The sequence below is a fragment of the Fretibacterium sp. genome, assembly GCF_057312375.1.
Genome location: NZ_DBHLDX010000005.1, coordinates 36,286 through 50,743, shown reverse-complemented (window position 1 = coordinate 50,743; position 14,458 = coordinate 36,286). Strand labels below are relative to the sequence as shown.

Annotated in this window: 12 protein-coding genes; 2 read left to right on the top strand and 10 right to left on the bottom strand. The window is 64.8% G+C overall.

The features are described 5' to 3' along the window. Positions 1-7: 7 nt before the first annotated feature. The 5 genes from ACO41U_RS01915 to ACO41U_RS01895 form a co-directional block, all read right to left on the bottom strand. On the bottom strand, positions 8-1,633 hold the full coding sequence (locus ACO41U_RS01915; protein WP_485941260.1) for a Na+/H+ antiporter NhaC family protein: 1,626 nt from the start codon (positions 1,631-1,633) through the stop codon (positions 8-10). 296 nt (positions 1,634-1,929) lie between these two features. Continuing rightward, positions 1,930-2,463 (bottom strand): lecithin retinol acyltransferase family protein, encoded by a 534-nt coding sequence (locus ACO41U_RS01910; protein WP_485941259.1) that lies wholly within the window; start codon positions 2,461-2,463, stop codon positions 1,930-1,932. A gap of 230 nt (positions 2,464-2,693) precedes the next feature. Then, the gene (gene rlmD, locus ACO41U_RS01905; RefSeq protein WP_485941258.1) at positions 2,694-4,112 is read right to left on the bottom strand and encodes a 23S rRNA (uracil(1939)-C(5))-methyltransferase RlmD; all 1,419 of its coding nucleotides are present in this window, start codon (positions 4,110-4,112) and stop codon (positions 2,694-2,696) included. 128 nt (positions 4,113-4,240) lie between these two features. Then, on the bottom strand, positions 4,241-5,617 hold the full coding sequence (locus tag ACO41U_RS01900; RefSeq protein WP_485941257.1) for a sodium-dependent transporter: 1,377 nt from the start codon (positions 5,615-5,617) through the stop codon (positions 4,241-4,243). Between the two features lie 37 nt (positions 5,618-5,654). Continuing rightward, positions 5,655-7,037, bottom strand: coding sequence for a sodium-dependent transporter (locus ACO41U_RS01895; RefSeq protein ID WP_485941256.1), 1,383 nt, complete (start codon positions 7,035-7,037; stop codon positions 5,655-5,657). A 253-nt stretch (positions 7,038-7,290) separates the two neighbouring features. On the opposite strand from ACO41U_RS01895, the gene ACO41U_RS01890 reads away from it, so the two are divergent. Then, positions 7,291-7,521, top strand: coding sequence for a DUF1858 domain-containing protein (locus tag ACO41U_RS01890; protein ID WP_298782025.1), 231 nt, complete (start codon positions 7,291-7,293; stop codon positions 7,519-7,521). 61 nt (positions 7,522-7,582) lie between these two features. On the opposite strand, the gene ACO41U_RS01885 is transcribed toward ACO41U_RS01890, so the two are convergent. Together ACO41U_RS01885 and ACO41U_RS01880 are read right to left on the bottom strand one after the other, a co-directional pair. After that, entirely contained in the window at positions 7,583-8,842 is a 1,260-nt protein-coding gene (locus tag ACO41U_RS01885) for a dicarboxylate/amino acid:cation symporter (protein ID WP_485941255.1), read from the bottom strand. Between the two features lie 189 nt (positions 8,843-9,031). Then, positions 9,032-9,811 carry a sulfite exporter TauE/SafE family protein gene (locus ACO41U_RS01880; protein ID WP_485941254.1) on the bottom strand — a complete coding sequence of 260 codons (780 nt, stop codon included), beginning with the start codon at positions 9,809-9,811 and terminating at the stop codon, positions 9,032-9,034. Positions 9,812-9,956: 145 nt separating this feature from the next. Between ACO41U_RS01880 and ACO41U_RS01875 the strand changes: the two genes are divergently transcribed. Further along, positions 9,957-11,417, top strand: coding sequence for an MATE family efflux transporter (locus ACO41U_RS01875; protein WP_485941253.1), 1,461 nt, complete (start codon positions 9,957-9,959; stop codon positions 11,415-11,417). A 19-nt stretch (positions 11,418-11,436) separates the two neighbouring features. On the opposite strand, the gene der is transcribed toward ACO41U_RS01875, so the two are convergent. The 3 genes from der to ACO41U_RS01860 are packed head-to-tail and all read right to left on the bottom strand — an operon-like array spanning position 11,437 to position 14,454. Then, positions 11,437-12,747, bottom strand: coding sequence for a ribosome biogenesis GTPase Der (gene der / locus ACO41U_RS01870; protein ID WP_485941252.1), 1,311 nt, complete (start codon positions 12,745-12,747; stop codon positions 11,437-11,439). Between the two features lies 1 nt (position 12,748). Further along, positions 12,749-13,768 carry an asparaginase domain-containing protein gene (locus ACO41U_RS01865; protein WP_485941251.1) on the bottom strand — a complete coding sequence of 340 codons (1,020 nt, stop codon included), beginning with the start codon at positions 13,766-13,768 and terminating at the stop codon, positions 12,749-12,751. A gap of 38 nt (positions 13,769-13,806) precedes the next feature. Further along, a complete protein-coding gene (locus ACO41U_RS01860; protein WP_485941250.1) occupies positions 13,807-14,454 on the bottom strand; it encodes a lactate utilization protein in 648 nt (215 codons plus the stop codon). Positions 14,455-14,458: the final 4 nt, after the last annotated feature.

The window sequence follows — 14,458 nt, the reverse complement described above, 5'->3', positions numbered from 1 at the left end:
TGTCTCTTCAGAGGGTTTCTTCCGCTTCGCCGCCGGGCACTCTGACCTGACCGTATTTACGGACGGACGCCTTGTGCAGGACGTAGATCGTTGCGGTCAGTGCCACTGCGCCGAGGACGAGCATGATCGCGCTGGGGAACCATCCGGCGACGAGGAACAGGACGCCGCTGATCGCCGCGCAGGTGGTCCCGTAGGGCATCTGGGTTTCAAAGTGGTCGATGTGGTCGGACGCCGCGCCGATGGACGCCAGGATGGTGGTGTCGGAGATGGGCGAGCAGTGGTCGCCGTACAGGCCACCGCTGATGATGGCTGCCGACGTCAGGGGAATGGACACGTTCAGGCTGATGGCCATGGGAAGCCCGATGGGGAACAGAACGGCCATGGTGCCCCAGGAGGTCCCGGTGGCGAAGGACATGATGGCGCCGATGAGGAAGAGGAGAAGGGGCAGGATGGAGGGGTTGAGCCAGCCCTCGGTGACGCGGAGGAGGTAGCCCGCCGTGCCCATCGCGCTGGAGACGCCGGACAGGGACCAGGACAGGACCAGCACCACGCACATGAACATCATGTTGGCCCAGCCGCCGCTGATGATGCTGAGGCAGCGGTTGAAGCTGAAGATCTTTTCCAGGACGCAGATGACGATCAGGACGATGGTCCCGACCATAAATCCTGCTGCGACTCCCGTGCGGATGTCGGTCCCAGGCACCCTGGTGTGCCAGAGCCCTTTATAGGTCAGGTACGAGAACATGACGGTCAGGAGCACGATGAGGGGAACCACCATGGTGTAGATCTTCGGGGTCACGCCTGCGGGCAGGTCGTCGGCCTGGGCCTCCGCCCGCATGGGGGTACCGCCGGCACGAATGGTTTCGCCCGCTTTCATCGCCCTGTTCTGCGCCCTGAGCATGGGGCCGTAGTCCCACTGCGTGACGGCCATCAGTCCGGCCATGAAGAGCGTCAGGACGGCGTAGAAGCTCAGGGGAATGGCGGCCATGAACACGCTGAGGTCCGTCGAGGTTGTGATCCCTGCCTTGTCCAGCTCCGGCTGAATCAGGGACATGGTGTAGACGCCCCAACCGATGATGGGGATCAGGGCGCAGATGGGGGAGGTGGTGCAGTCCAGGATGTAGGAGAACTTTTCCCTGGACACCCGAAGCTTCTCCGCCAGAGCCTCGAAGATGGGGCCGACGATGAGGGAGTTTCCGTTATCGGTAAACCAGATGGCAAGCCCGCCGAGCCAGATGCCGGTCTCGCACTTGGCCCGGGTGTCGATGCGCCGCGTGACCGCCGAGGTGAAAGCGCTGGCGCCGCCGGACTTCGTCAAGAGCGCGACGAATCCACCGATGACCACCATCATGAAAAGCGCCTGCATGTTGATGTCCTCTGCGACGGCGTTGAACATGTAATCGTGGATCATGCGGGTGAGTCCGAGAAAGGGGTTCCAGTCCGCCAGGATCACGGAGCTGACGAACACGGCGACGAAAAGGGAAACGATGATGTTCTTCGTGAGCACCGCCAGCGCGATGGCGAGCACCGGCGGAACCAGCGACAAAAAGCCATAGTCCACGTACAGCACCTCCTTGAAGAATGCCGGGGCGATGATCTCCCCCGGATGACGAAAGCCGACGAACAAGAGCACAGGTCCGGAAACGCTGCCTTTGAAGATGTTTCCTCCCTTCTTGGGGCCATGCAGCGGACCGACGTCCCGACAAAGGGCGGGGCGCTTTTGACCTTCGCATCATTATAGGGCCATAACGTCAATTCCTCAAGGCGATAGGAATATCTTGCGTTTGCTGGGATGTGAAACGCGAGTGAAATAATCTTCGGGCAGGAGAAATTTTTAAAAACGGATCGTTCGTCTATCTCCGCCTTCAGATTTACAATCTAGCATCTTCAGTCAATATAATATCTATCAATACTATTGATTTGTGAAGATTACTTTAGGCCCGTCTTGCACCATATTGCAAAGTGTTCGCAGTTATTGGTGACAAGGTTATATTCCTCCTTGCCCAATTCACCTCTGGCCCGTCTGACGGTCTCCTCGCCGGAGTAGAGATGATAACCTGACGCTCTCTTTTTCTTTGACCATTCCCACAGGGACCGTAGCAACCTTTTTAGTGAATTTCTCTCGAATGAATCCAAGTTTGGCGCAACACTTTGAGAGCAGGGAATGGGTACTTCAGTTGTGGGGAGACGACCAAGTTGATCAACGTTGTCCAATTCCTTTGGAAAAAGGCAAACCTTCACTTTACACGCCCCATTCAAAAACTCCTTGAGAGATGTCTCTCGCAACTTGCCCTTGAAATCGTTCGGGCCTTCAGCTCCAGTATAGTGAATAACCTTGCCCTTGCCTTTGTTAACATAGACTCCGTAATGATAATAAAATTTCCGATCGACCTTGATAACATCCCCGTTTTTAAGCGTCTCCGACGATGACTTATTCCTTCTGTTAAAAATAAAAAATGGCATAAATTCATCTCCTTTTTGTGTAGTTCATTGTACTGCATAGTTTTTATCTTTCTCAACTTCTTGTTTACTATGTCCTCTGTGCGAAATCCCAAATCCACAGGAACGCAAAGCACGGGCAAGGTGAGGAACTGATTTGCACGCAAGGGTAAAGGTCAGGCTGAACCAAGTCAAAATTTGCCCACAGCGCTGAGGTTGCCTTCCCAAAAAGCCCCGCGATACGGCACGACCTGTCAATTCTTGCCCCGCGACATCAGCACGACCGTTTCCACGTGGGCCGTCTGAGGGAACATGTCGAAGGCGCGGACGGTTTGAAGCCGGTAGCCGTGCCCGGAGAGAATCTTGCAGTCGCGGGCCAGCGTCGCGGGGTTGCAGGACACGTAGACCACCCGCGGCGCCCCGAAGCGGGCCACGGCCTCCAGCACCGGGCGGGCGCAGCCGTCGCGCGGCGGGTCCATCACCACGGCGCCATAGCCTCCGTGAAGCTCCTCCACCACGTCCTCCGCACGGCCGCAGAGCGTCCGAACGTTCAGGCCGTTGGCCTTCAGATTGCGCTCCGCCATCTGAACGGCGCTGCGCCATTCCTCCACGCTGGTGACGGCGCCGCGCTCCGTTAGGTAACAGGTCATGGAGCCGACGCCGCTGTAGAGCTCCAGGAGCTCCCCCGCGTCCTCCGCCTGCTGGACGGCGTAGCGGAAGAGGCGTTCCGCCTGAGCCGTGTTCACCTGAAAGAAGGAGGTGGTGTCGAAGGCCAGGGTCCATGGGCCCAGCTTTTCTGCAATGCGGCCGTCCCCCGACAGGGCCTCCGTGTGGGGGCCCAGGATGACGTTGCCGGGGCGCGAGTTGTGGTTCAGCGTCAGCGTCGTGGGGCGGGCTCTGGCGCCCAGGACGGCCAGCGCCTTGATGCCCCGCGCGGCGAGGCGTCCGTTCAGGACGAAGGACAGGAGGGTCTGGCCCGTGTTGAGGCCAGCGCGCATCACGATGTGGCGCAGCTTGCCCTCCTGCGTTCGCTCGTCGTAGCCGTCGAAGGGCAGGTCCTTCAGGCCGCCCAGCACGGTACGGTAGAGGGCGTTCAGGGGCGCGGCGTTGACGGGGCACTCCTGCAGCCGCTCCAGCCGGTGGGTGCCCGCACGGTAGAAGCCCGCGACGATCTGTCCGCGGATGGACTGCACGGGAAAGGAGGCCTTGTTGCGGTAGCCCCAGCTCTGGGGCGAGGGCACGCACTCCAGGCCATCCAGGAGGTCGGGGGAAAAGCCGCCGATGCGCGTCATGGCGTCGCGGACCAGATCGGCCTTCAGCTTCAACTGCAGGGGATAGGCCGCGTGCTGAAGCTGACACCCGCCGCAGCGCCCATAGTGGGGACAGCGCGGCTCGGTGCGGCCCTCCGCGGGACGCTCTACCGACAGCGTCCGCGCCGTGGAGAAGTCCCTATGGCGGCTCGTGATCTCCGCCGTCACCGACTCTCCCGGCAGGGCGCCTGCGACGAAGACCACGCCGTTTGCCGTGCGCGCGATGCCCGCGCCGTCGCTGGACAGCGCGCTGACCTCAAGGCACACCATAGGCCCTCTTTCGCCTCGCGTCCGCCGTCCGGCCTCCGCGCTCCGACCGTGCCCTCCCTCAGCGCCTCCGCTGCCGTTCCGCCCGTCCCGCATGAAGACCGCCCCCCATGGCATTAGATGATGTAATGATACAACAAAAAGGCGCTGGACGCCCTGAAAAAGCGAAGAAAAGCGCCGGAGTCCCCGGTTGGGGTCCGGCGCTTTCTGTGAGATGACGTGGGTTACTTGAAGAACTTCTCCCAGTAGCCGGCCAGGAAGATGAGGAGGACGATGACGGGGGCCACGTAGGTCAGGTAGCCGCGCAGGAACGTCGGGAACTTCATGCCCTGGCCCGTGTTGACCTCCTTGATGAAGCCGTCCCAGCCCCAACCATAGCGCGAGACGCAGAACGTCACGTACACGATGGCCCCGATGGGCAGCAGGTTGTAGCTGAGGAGAAAGTCTTCCAGGTCCAGCACCCCGGAGCCGGCACCGAGGGGTTGAAAGCCGGACCACCGGTTGAAGCCCAGGGCGCAGGGCAGGGCCAGCACGAAGAGCCCGCAGCCCGTGACGAGGGCGGCGAGGGGCCGGCTCCAGCCGAGCTTGTCCATGAAGCAGGCCAGGATGTTCTCGAAGACGGCGATGACGGTGGAGAGGGCGGCGAAGCTCATGAAGAGGAAGAAGAGGGTGCCCCAGAGCTGCCCGCTGGGCATCTGGTTGAACATGTTGGGCAGTGTGACGAAGATCAGGCCAGGGCCCGCGCCCGGCTCGATGCCGTAGGCGAAGCAGGCGGGGAAGATGATGAGCCCCGCGCAGAGGGCCACGGCCGTGTCCAGCGTCGAGATCAGGAGGGCCTCGCCCATCAGGGAGCGGTCCTTGCCGATGTAGCTGCCGAAGATGGCCATGCTGCCGACGCCGAGGCCCAGGGTGAAGAAGGCCTGTCCCAGCGCAGCGTAGACGCTGGTCCAGAGGCCGTTGGCCGTGAGGTTCGCGAAGTTGGGCTTCAGGTAGAACTCGAGGCCGCGCTCCGCCCCTGGCAGGGTGACGGAACGAACGGCCAGCGCGACCATGATGACGAGGAGGCAGGCCATGATGGCCTTCGCCGCGCGCTCGACGCCCCGCCTGAGGCCGGAGCAGCAGACGGCGGCGCTAACGCCTACCGCCAGGGCCAGCCAGCGCACCATGGACTCCGGGTCCGCGAGGAGGCTGGCGAAAGCGCCTCCAACCTGGTCCGGGGTGAGTCCCGCCAGGTCTCCTTTTGCGGAGTAGTACGTGTAGGCCAGCATCCAGCCCGTCACCACGGTGTAGAACATCATGAGGAGCGTGCAGCCGATCCATCCGGCGTAGCCCCAGACGGACCAGGCCCGGTGCTGGGGGCAGAGGGCGGCAAAGGAGGTCACGACGCTGCGCTGGGACGCGCGCCCTACGGCGAACTCCATCACGAGGAGCGGCAGCGCCAGGGCCAGCAGGCAGACGACGTAGATCAGGACGAAGGCCGCCCCACCGTACTGCCCCGTGATGAAGGGGAAGCGCCACACGTTGCCGAGGCCGATGGCGCACCCCGCCGAAAGAAAGATGAAGCCCAGCCGGCTTCCCAGAGTTTCCCGTTTCTTTTCCATGGCACGATAACCTTGATTCCTGAAGCGAAGGGGCCGGCTACTTCACGAACTTTTCCCAGTAGCCCGCCGCAAAGATGGACAGCACGAGAAGGGGCACCACCCAGGTGAAGTAGGGGCGGAGGAAGGCCGGGAACTTGATGCCGCGTCCGGCGTCCGCCTCCTGGATGAAGCCGTCCCAGCCCCAACCGTAGCGGGAAACGCAGAAGAACAGGTAGACGAGGGAGCCCAGGGGCAGCATGTTGTTGCTGACGATGAAGTCCTCGAGGTCCAGCACCCCGGACCCGGCGCCCAGGGGCTGGAAGCCGGACCACCGGTTGAAGCCCAGGGCACAGGGGATGGAGAGGATGAGGATGGCGACGCCGGTGAAGAGCGCGGCGGACTGCCGCTTCCAGCCCAGGCGGTCCATCAGGCCCGCGATGATGTTCTCGAAGACGGCGATGACGGTGGAGAGGGCGGCGAAGCTCATGAAGAGGAAGAAGAGGGTGCCCCAGAGCTGCCCGCTGGGCATCTGGTTGAACATGTTGGGCAGTGTGACGAAGATCAGGCCAGGGCCCGCGCCCGGCTCGATGCCGTAGGCGAAGCAGGCGGGGAAGATGATGAGCCCCGCGCAGAGGGCCACGGCCGTGTCCAGCGTCGAGATCAGGAGGGCCTCGCCCATCAGGGAGCGGTCCTTGCCGATGTAGCTGCCGAAGATGGCCATGCTGCCGACGCCGAGGCCCAGGGTGAAGAAGGCCTGTCCCAGCGCAGCGTAGACGCTGGTCCAGAGGCCGTTGGCCGTGAGGTTCGCGAAGTTGGGCTTCAGGTAGAACTCGAGGCCGCGATCCGCCCCCGGCAGGGTGACGGAGCGAAGGGCCAGCGCGATCATGATGGCGAGGAGGCCGCACATCATGACCTTGGTCACGCGCTCCACGCTTTGGCGCAGGCCGGTCCAGCAGACGGCGACGCCGATGAGCACCGTGAGCGCCGTCCAGCCGATGAGCTCCTTCGGGTCCGACAGCAGCGCGCCGAAGGCATCGTTCACGGCCTCCGGCGTGGCGCCCGCGAACCTGCTCGATGCGGAGTACCAGACGTAGGCCAGCATCCAGCCCGTCACCACGGTGTAGAACATCATGAGCATGACGCTGCCGATCCAGGCCCCATAGCCCCAGAGGCCCCAGACGCGATGCTGCGGGCACAGGACCTTGAAGGACCGGGTGGAGCTCTTTTGCGAGGCGCGCCCCACGGCGAACTCCATCACCATGACGGGAATGCCGAGGAGCAGCAGAAAGGCAACGTACATCAGGACGAAGGCCGCCCCGCCGTACTGCCCCGTGATGAAGGGGAAGCGCCACACGTTGCCGAGGCCGATGGCGCACCCCGCCGACAGGAAGATGAAGCCCAGCCGGCTCCCCAGAGTTTCCCGTTTCTTGACGTTCTCCATGACGAATACCTTCCTCTCAAGTCTGGCGTTAAGGGGTAAATCGCGGCTGCCGCCGTCTTTTTGAGCCTGCGCTGTAAGGACCGAACGCCCTCGAAATCGGGAGGCTTTCGGGATCCGCGCCGGGGACTCCCCCCTAACAAAAATTTAATTTCCCTATTATACAACAGGTCGGTATTTTGGAGGATGATGCAACGCTCAAGAGGAGGGTATAATACCCGATATTTTTTCTATATTTTGTTGGGAGGGGATCTCAATGGCGGAGGCAGTTAAGGCGGCGGAGCCCTTTGAGGTGACGAAGGCGACGACGATGGGGGAGATGCTGGAGCACGACATGGGCATTGCTCAGGTCCTGATGCGGAGCGGGATGCACTGCGTGGGGTGCCCTTCGTCGATAGGGGAGTCCCTTGAGGACGCCTGCGCGGTTCACGGCCTCGACGCGGATCAGGTCCTGGCCGCTATCAAGGAGTACCTCGCGGGCCGGTAGCCGGGGGATGTAAAGCAAAAGGGGCAGCCGTGGGGCTGCCCCTCGCTTTATGTGAGCGCTTCTACGCGCCTTCGGATGCCTTCCGGGCGAGGGCGTTCTTCAGCCAGTCCCGGCCGTCGACGAAGCGAGAAACGATGAAGCACGCTACGTAGTCCCCCGACGAGTTGATCATCGTGGCGGGGGGGTCCACCAGGTTGCCGATGGTGATCGCGATGGGGTAGGCCAGGGCCAGATGGTCCGGGAAGAAGAGGGAGCACAGGACGAACTCGCCGATGTAGCCGCCTCCGGGGATGCCGGACATGGCGACGGAGGAGACCACGGACACCAGGATGACCCGGAGGAACGTGTCCACGCCGCTGAACTCCATGCCGAAGACGCCGAACAGGAAGGCGATCTTCAGGGTGCAGGAGAAGCAGGAACCGTCCATGTGCATGGTGGCTCCCAGGGGCAGGACCATCTCGGTGATGTCGCGGGAGATGCCGCTGTCGTCCGCGGCCTCCATGTTGGCGGGGATCGTGGCGATGGAGGAGCAGGTGCCGAGCGACGTGACGGCGGGCTTCAGGATGTGGCGGAACATCACCCCCGGCCCTGCCGCCCCGCCGCCGATCCAGGCCATGAGGGGAAAGGCCGTCAGGATGTAGACGAAGCACAGTGGGTAGTAGACGACGAGCGCCCGGCTGTAGTCGCCGATGAGCTGCGGCCCGTAGGTCGCCACGAGGGAGGCGAAGAACCCGAAGAAGGCGATGGGCGCGTAGTAGGTCAGGAGCTTGATGACCTTCAGCATGCACTCCGTCATGTCGGCCAGGGCCCTCGCCGTGAGGGTCGCGGGGCCGCCCGCCATGCTGACCCCGAAGCCGAAGAGGATGGAGAAGACGATGAGGGGCAGCATAGCCCGGCGGCTGAGGAGGGCGGAGAAGTCCGGGACGGTGAAGAAGTTGACGACGAGCGTGGCGAGGCCCGCCTGTTCGCCCACGTCGGCGGCCTTGAGCTCCGTCCAGGGGACCGGCACGGGCGGGTAGAGCTTCATGAGGACGATCATGATGACGGAGGCGATGGCCCCCGTGATGACGAAGGTGGCGATGGTGACGCCCATGATCTTTCCGGCCCGCGCGCGGCTTTTCATGTTGGCGATGGCGCCCGCGACGGAGCAGAACACGAGCGGCACGACGATGCAGAACAGCAGGTTGATGAAGATGGTCCCCAAGGGCTCAAGCGCCGTGGCGCCGGGCCAGGCCCAGCCGACGGCGCACCCGGCCGCGATGGCGCCCAGCATGGCGATTAAGAGCGCGTAGTTCTGAAAGACGGATTCCCTTTTCGACATGATGACGATCTCCTTTTCCCTTTAGATTTTTTGAATTCCCAAATGGACGCGGGCCTTTAGCGGGGGTGCCGAAGGGGCTTCGGCCGTCAGGAAAAATACTGCTCCATGTTACCACATTATCTTATAGAAATCCGACGCCCTGAATGTCCGTGCGAAGGCCCGTTTGCTCCGGCGGCGGGAGTCACCGCTTCAAAACAGGTCGCGAATCAGGCTGACGAAGAAGATGGCCAGCACGGTGAGCATGATGGGCTTGACCGTCCTGGCCCCGCCGTGCTCGAAGGAGCGGGCCCCAAGGTAGTTTCCGGCGAGGCCGAAACACGCGGCGAGCAGGCCGAGGGGAAAGAGCACCCGCCCGTTGATCAGGAAGACGGTGAGGGCTGCGAGGTTGCTCGCCATGTTGATGGACTTCGCGACGCCGTTGGCCGTGTTGAGGCTAAGATGGGCTGCCGCCGCGAGCAGGAGCAGCATGAACGTGCCCGCTCCGGGGCCGTAGAAGCCGTCGTAGGCCCCCAGGGCGAAGGCGATGGCCGCGCTGGTCAGGACGGTCCGCGTCTGGGGCAGGGGAGGGCGCTGGCGCACCAGCGCACGTCCCTTCAGCACGTAGAGGGCCGTGACCGGCAGCAGGAATAGCATCAGGAACTTGAAGATGCGGTCGTCGAGAAAGAGCGCCAGGTGCGCCCCCAGGTTCGAGCCCATCAGCGAGGCCGCTACGCAGAGGCAGGCGAGCTTCCATGGGATGAAGCCGGCGCGGGCGTACCGCGCCGTCGTCAGGGCGGTGCCGATGCAGGAGCTCAACTTGTTCGTCCCGAGCGCGAAGTGGACGGGCAGCCCCGCGAACAGGTAGGCGGGAAGGGTGATCAGCCCGCCCCCGCCCGTTATGGCGTCCACGAGGCCTCCCAGAAAGATCAGCGGGCAGACGATCGCTGCCTGATGCCAGAAGGGCAGCGCCTGGTACAGTTCCGGTCCCATGAAGAGATAACCTCCCTAAAAGCGAATTTTGTGCCCTATTTTACCCCTTAACCTTCGGTCATTCACCTCCCCGCGGGGTCGCTGCTCGATGTGCTATGATGGGCTTCAAAGTGGCTGTCGTGCGGAGAGCGCGCCTTGAGGGGGAGTGGACGGGATCGAACGGATGGACCTGCTGGAAAAACTGCGCGGAGGGGAGGCCCTGAACCTTCGGGAGGAGCTCCTGCTGACGATGCGGCTCAGCGTGCCCGCCATGCTGTCGTACCTCGCGACCATCGTGATGGAGTACATCGATGCCGCGATGGTGGGGAGCCTGGGGGCCCGCGGGGCGGCCGCCGTGGGGCTCGTGTCCTCCAGCACGTGGTTGATCATCGGCCTTTGCGGGGCGGTCAGCGCGGGCTTCTCGGTGCAGGTGGCGCACCGCGTGGGCGGAGGGCGCGAAGCGGAGGCGCGGGGCGTGGTGCGCCGCGGCCTGGCGACGGCGTTGGCCTTCAGCCTCCTCCTGTCCGCCGTCGGGGCGGCGTTGAGCGGCTCCCTGCCCCGATGGCTTGGCGGGGAGGAGGATATCTCTGGGGATGCAGCCTCCTACTTCTTCATCTACGCCCTGGGCCTGCCCGCCCTTCAGATGAACTACATCGCGGGCGACATGCTGCAGAGCAGCGGCAACGCGCGCCTGCCGAGCACGATAAACGCCCTCATGTGCGTCCTGAACGTGGTCTTCAACGCGCTCCTGATCTTTCCCTCGAGGGTCGTGCCGCTGTGGGGCGTGGGCGTCCGGCTTCCGGGCGCGGGCCTGGGCGTGACGGGGGCGGCGCTGGGGACGCTCCTTGCCGAGGTCGTCAGCGCTGCTCTGATGCTGTTCTTCCTCCTGGTGCGCTCGCCGGCGCTGCGGCTGCGGCGGGAGCCTCCGGCGGGCCGGCTGAGGGAGGACCTCGTCCGGGCGCTTAAGATCGGCCTTCCTCTGGCCCTCGATGGGGTCGCGATGGGGAGCGCCTACGTCGCCTGCACCGCGATCGTGGCGCCGCTGGGCACGGCCGCCATTGCGGCGAACACCTTTGCCGTCACGGCGGAGGGCTTATGCTACATGCCGGGCTACGGCATTGAACTCGCCGCTGCGACGCTGGTGGGGCAGGCTCTGGGGGCCGGACGGGGGGAGCTGGCCAGGCGGCTGGGTTGGATGGTCGTCCTGCTGGGGATGGCCGTCATGACCCTCGGCGGCGCCCTGCTCTACCTCCTGGCCCCGCTGGTGATCGGCACGATGACGGCCGACCCGGAGATCCTGTCCCTGAGCGTGGAGGTGCTGCGCGTCGAGCTGTTGGCGGAGCCGCTGTATGGGGCGCACATCGTCGCTGCGGGTGTCTTTCGCGGGGCGGGGGACACCCTCTTTTCCAGCCTGATGACCCTCGCCAGCATGTGGGGCGTGCGCCTTCCTCTGGCGGCGTTCCTGGCTCCCCGCAGGGGCCTTCGCGGGGTGTGGCTGGCCATGTGCATCGAGCTCTGTGGGCGGGGAGCGATCTTCCTGGCGCGGCTGACCGGCTCGCGCTGGCAGAGGCGGGGCCTCGCCACAGCGACCGCAGGGAGTGAGGGGAGTGGGGGGGCGCGGGACTGACGGTTCGCCCGCAGGCTCCCTACTCCTTCTCCTTCCCGCGCCAGAAGACGCGCAGCGGCGTGCCGGTGAAGTCCTCAAGCCGACGCAGCTCGTTGCGGACGTGGTTTTCAAAGGCCGTGTTCACGATGTCCGGCTCGTTGACGAAGAAGATGAAGGTCGGCGGCTCCGTGTCGGCCTGGGAGCAGTAGTAGATGCGGAGGGAGCGGCCCTTGCGGTTCGAGGGCAGGCGGTCGAAGGCCAGCACGTCGCGCATCAGGCGGTTCAGGACGTTGGTGGGGATGCGGCGGCGGCGGGCCTCCCGCACGGCGAGGACCGTCTGGGCGATTCGCTGCAGCCCGCGGCCGCTCTTGGCGGAGGTGAAGAGGATGGGCGCCCAGCTCAGGAAGGGCATGTCGTCCCGGATGCGCTTCGTCAGATTGTCGCCGGGCCGCTCTCCCGTGACCAGGTCCCACTTGTTCAGGATGAGGACCAGTCCCTTACCCTTTTCCACGACGTGAGCGGCGATCTTCTTGTCCTGGTCCGTGCAGGGGTCCTGCGCGTCCATCAGGAGCAGCGCCACGTCGCAGCGGTCCACGGCGGCCAGGGTGCGGACGAAGGAGTAGTACTCCAGGGCGGAGTCCATGCGGCCGCGCCGGCGAAGGCCCGCGGTGTCCACGATGCGGAAACGCTGCCCCTCCAGGGTGACGGCGGTGTCCACCGGGTCCCGCGTGGTCCCCGCCACCGGGCTGACCAGCGAGCGCTCGGCGCCGGCCAGGCCGTTCAGCATGGAGGACTTGCCCACGTTGGGCTTGCCCACGATGGCGAGGCGAACCTCGTCCGTGGCCTCCTCCTGCAGCTTTTCATCGGGAAGCAGCTCCGTCAGCAGGTCCAGCAGGTCCTCAAGGTTGCGCTTGTGCAGCGCGCTGATGGGCACGACGTGCTCAAAGCCCAGTTCGTAGGCCTCGTTTGCGCTGTCGTCGTGCTTGATGTCGTCCAGCTTGTTGGCGGCTACGATGACGGGCTTGCGGCTGCGCCTCAGGAGGTGGGCCACCTCCTCGTCCGCCGCGGTGACCCCCGCCTGGCCGTCCAGCACCATGACGATGGCGTCGCATTCCTCGATGGCCGCCTCCACGTGGGCGCGGATGCCTGCGCTGAAGGCGGACTCCTCTCCCAGAATCCCCCCCGTGTCGATGACGTAGAACGACCGGTCGCGCCACTCCGCTTCGCCGTAGATGCGGTCCCGCGTCACGCCCGGCGCGTCGTCCACGATGGACTCCCGCCGCCCGATCAAGCGGTTGAACAGCGAAGACTTGCCGACGTTGGGCCTGCCGACGATCGCTGCGATGGCCATACTACTTCTCGCCCTGCCAGTCCATGTACTGACGCAGCTCGTCGCCCTTCAAGCCGTCCCCCAGGCCGATGGCCAGGCGGATTCGGGCCTGAAGCGGGGTGAGCCCCCGGGCGCTGAAGAGCCCCATCTCCAGGAGCTGCGACGCACTGCCCTCGAAGCTGTCCAGCGGCTGGACGTATCCCATGGGGCAGCGCGTGGCTAGCACGACGGGCACCCCTTCGCGCAGGATCTTGCGCAGAAGGGGGGGCCAGGAGGAGGGAACGTCCCCGTCGCCGAAGGCGGCGATGACGAGCCCGTCCAGTTCCTCGATGCGCTTGTCCAGGATGGCCTTCAGGATGAGGTCGCCGTCGCCCAGCGACGCGCTGACGATGGCGACGTTGCGGGCCGGGACGGTGTCGATGCCCTTCGCCTGACGGGCGCGGGGCGCGCGAAGGGGGAGGAGCCGCCCGGAGGGCTGCAGGAAGACGCCCAACGGGGTCTCTGGAAAGGCCAGGACGCCCACGCTGCGCGAGTTCGAGATGCTGACGACGTCGGCCGGGGCGTAGACGGCGTCCCCCAGGCAGATCAGTGCGCCCTTGCCGGCGCAGAAGCCGGACAGGGCGGCGCGGACGGCCTGGCCCAGGCGCAGGGACGTTTCGCTGTTCGGCGTGCCGGCGTGGAAGATGGAGCCCGTGAAGATCAGGGGCGGGTTGACCCCCCACACGAGGTCCGCGAAGTAGGCCAGTTCCGCCATGCCCTGGACGTCGCAGGTGACGACGACCCCCTTCGCGCCCTCGTCGTTGACGTAGCCCGCCGCCATGTGCATGATGTCGCTGCACATCCGCAGGCTGCAGTTGGATATGGGCTGGGAGCTCCACGCCTGAAACGACGTGAGGTCCTTCAGGTCGTCGGGCAGGAGGGCCGCCAACTCCGCGTTCGAGAGGAGCGTTTCCTGCCGCTGCTCCGTGTCCTTCTCCGCCTCAGGACGGTGAACGATCCTGCCCCCGGCAAGGAGCACGACGATCTTATCTCTGTTCTCCATATAACGATACCCTTCCTGTTCTCTGGGAGGCCCCGGCGTTAGTACCCCAGGCCCTCCCCTGCGATAATGACGTGAACGGCGCGTCCGCGGGGTGGCGCCTCCAGGATCAGCATGGCGCGGCAGGCCCGCGAGGGGGCGCGACAGTCGACGCAGCGCCCTGCTTTGGTGCAGGGCGTTTCCTCCCCCAGCCGCAGGGCGTTGGGGATCACGGCGGACCGCGCCCGGTGGATGCCGTCCTCCAGGGTGGAAGCCAGCTTGTTGAGGCCGATGACGAAGATCAGTTTCCCTTGCCCCCAGGCCATCGCAGCCACCCGGTTGCCCATGCCGTCGATGCTGATGATCTCTCCGGCCTGCGTGAGCGCGTTGGCGCTCGTGAGGAAGAAGTCCGCGGCGTTCTCGTCCAGCCGCGCCTGAGCGCGATCCTGAGAGGACATGTCGCCCCAGTGCTGGATCACCCGGCAGCCTCGTGCCCGAAGCGCCTCCATGGCGCCGACCTCCCGAACGGTCACGGAGCCGGGAACCCCGACGCTGGCTCCGGCGGGGATCAGGTCCAGAACGGCTGCCAGCGCATGCTCCTTCGTCGCGGCGTAGAGGGCGTCGAAGCCCCTTTTTCGGAGTTCCTCAACGACGGCCCCGCCGACCGCCGAACCGGCGCGCGCCAGCGCCGCAGAAAATGCGTCCTCCATAGCA

Coding starts and splice junctions, on each gene's coding strand:
- ACO41U_RS01895 (WP_485941256.1), bottom strand. CDS start 7,037: ATGGAGAACGTCAAGAAACGGGAAACTCTGGGGAGCCGGCTGGGCTTC.
- ACO41U_RS01860 (WP_485941250.1), bottom strand. CDS start 14,454: ATGGAGGACGCATTTTCTGCGGCGCTGGCGCGCGCCGGTTCGGCGGTC.
- ACO41U_RS01885 (WP_485941255.1), bottom strand. CDS start 8,842: ATGTCGAAAAGGGAATCCGTCTTTCAGAACTACGCGCTCTTAATCGCC.
- ACO41U_RS01900 (WP_485941257.1), bottom strand. CDS start 5,617: ATGGAAAAGAAACGGGAAACTCTGGGAAGCCGGCTGGGCTTCATCTTT.
- ACO41U_RS01880 (WP_485941254.1), bottom strand. CDS start 9,811: ATGGGACCGGAACTGTACCAGGCGCTGCCCTTCTGGCATCAGGCAGCG.
- rlmD (WP_485941258.1), bottom strand. CDS start 4,112: ATGCGGGACGGGCGGAACGGCAGCGGAGGCGCTGAGGGAGGGCACGGT.
- ACO41U_RS01890 (WP_298782025.1), top strand. CDS start 7,291: ATGGCGGAGGCAGTTAAGGCGGCGGAGCCCTTTGAGGTGACGAAGGCG.
- ACO41U_RS01910 (WP_485941259.1), bottom strand. CDS start 2,463: ATGCCATTTTTTATTTTTAACAGAAGGAATAAGTCATCGTCGGAGACG.
- ACO41U_RS01865 (WP_485941251.1), bottom strand. CDS start 13,768: ATGGAGAACAGAGATAAGATCGTCGTGCTCCTTGCCGGGGGCAGGATC.
- der (WP_485941252.1), bottom strand. CDS start 12,747: ATGGCCATCGCAGCGATCGTCGGCAGGCCCAACGTCGGCAAGTCTTCG.